The following is a 1,879-nucleotide window of genomic DNA, read 5'->3' as shown; positions in this document are numbered from 1 at the left end:
ATTATCTTGGGGATTTGATATTCGAAAACGGGAAATTAGACAAGATTCTGTTCTCCGGTGGTTATGTCTCCTGCAATGACAATAATTCAAACAAATTCACATTCCATTATTACGTGAAGGACCATTTGGGAAACAACCGTGCCGTGGTCAGCGAGAATGGAACAATAGAGCAAACTACCAGCTACTACCCTTTCGGAAACAGTTTCGCGGATGCAAGCGCAAACCCTTCCCTACAGCCATACAAGTACAACGGCAAGGAGCTTGACCGAATGCACAGACTGGATTGGTACGACTACGGTGCACGCAACTATGACCCGGTAATCCTGCAATGGAACGGTGTTGACCAGTTGTGTGAGAAGTATTACCATGTAAGCCCGTATTTGTATTGCTTGAATAACCCCATGAACGCGATAGACCTGGACGGAAAAGATGTATTAATTTGGTACAAAGACAACCAAGGAAACGACTGCAGTTTTCGCTTTACTGGATTCCATGGAAAGAATGCAATTGCAGTACCCAGAAATCAGTTCGTTAAAGATTTCATAACGGCTTATATGTATAATATAAAAAACGGAGGTGGTGATAACCTAAGGAAAGCTGTAACCAATCCAAAATATGAAATAGATGTCATGGATGCCACATTATATGATAAACCAACTTATTTTGATTCGGATAACCATGACCCGAAGGTTCTTTGGGAGTCAAGGCGAGGGTTGCAAACCACAAATGGAGGAAAACAATCAGCCGCTACAAGATTAGAACACGAGTTTGACCATTCTGTTCATTGGGTAGATAACAAATATGAGCATGTGAGATATAGGAAAATAAAAGATTCGGAATATGAAAACAAAGAAGAAAAAAGAGTTATCATAGGTAGCGAGACTAAAACAGCAAAAGCCAATAGAGAATCCACTCGAACTGACCATGAAGGTGACGTATATGATACGATTGACCCTATTTCTGTTATACCTCTATTTTAAAAACTGGAAATTTATGAAATATACGAACAACCTATTAGTCATACTGATGATATTACTTTTATGTTCATGTTCCAATATGAATCCAGCTATAACAGTTGGGTATCTTATTGGAACATTTGAAACTTCAGCTGCAATAAAATGTGACACATTGAAGAAACGCTTTGCAAATGTTGACACAGATACAGTAGTATCTATTACAAAAAACGAATTTGATGAGATTGTGGAACTTATGAAAATACCATGCACTCCAAAGAAGAGATGTGATACGCGAATGTATGTACAGTATGATTCTTTAGAATTATGTTTTAGTGTTTTCGATTGTGTATGTAGCATTGATAGTGATAAAATAACAAATAAACAGAAATGGACAGCTTATCAAATGAAATGCAAATCTGGGTATTACAACTATATATCACCAGACAACTTGGAGTATTATGAATATATTAAAAAATTTGGCGTCCCAAAGAATTATAAATATTACGCGAGTTCGGGATAAGAAATCATTTAAAATAGCTCCATCTGGCTTGATTTCTCCACATGCACGTGCATAGCCTCGGGCTTGTTGTCAAAGAAGCAGTATGCAGTCAGTGCGGAGCAGATGTTCATTATGAAGTTGTGCACAGACCTGTGCCTTGAATGTACAATCTCCGCCTTGTTCTTCAGCAGGTCATTGATGCATTCGATGACATACCTCTTCCTCAGCATTATCTTGTCATACATTGGCATGAGCTTGTTCTTCATGTTCGCCTTCAGTCCATGGACAAGGTGTATCCCGTTGCTGAAGAGACTTTCGAAGAGTTCCTTCTTGATATACCCCCTGTCGGCAAAGACCTTCCCATAAAGATCCTTTGTGAACACGCTCCATACCCTGTCGTCCCTGTCATCAACGTTAGCGCCTG

3 protein-coding genes are annotated in these 1,879 nt (G+C 39.2%); 2 read left to right on the top strand and 1 reads right to left on the bottom strand.

Features of this window, described 5'->3' with window-relative positions:
* Nucleotides 1-980 (top strand): RHS repeat domain-containing protein (locus E5358_RS14895; RefSeq protein ID WP_277821337.1); only part of this gene is annotated, 980 nt, incomplete at its 5' end.
* Between the two features lie 76 nt (nucleotides 981-1,056).
* A complete protein-coding gene (locus E5358_RS14890) occupies nucleotides 1,057-1,476 on the top strand; it encodes a hypothetical protein (protein ID WP_135940937.1) in 420 nt (139 codons plus the stop codon).
* Nucleotides 1,477-1,484: 8 nt separating this feature from the next.
* Here E5358_RS14890 and E5358_RS14885 read toward each other — a convergent pair.
* The coding region (locus E5358_RS14885) for a transposase (protein WP_168354704.1) at nucleotides 1,485-1,879 on the bottom strand (395 nt) is incomplete at its 5' end.

The sequence above is a fragment of the Palleniella muris genome (assembly GCF_004792655.1).
Taxonomy (GTDB): Bacteria; Bacteroidota; Bacteroidia; order Bacteroidales; family Bacteroidaceae; genus Prevotella; species Prevotella muris_A.
The sequence above is the reverse complement of the archived record's forward strand: the minus strand, read 5'-3'. Positions and strand labels throughout refer to the sequence as shown.

What these genes read in the sequence shown, in the direction of transcription:
- E5358_RS14890 (WP_135940937.1), top strand. Translation starts at nt 1,057, where the DNA reads ATGAATCCAGCTATAACAGTTGGGTATCTTATTGGAACATTTGAAACT.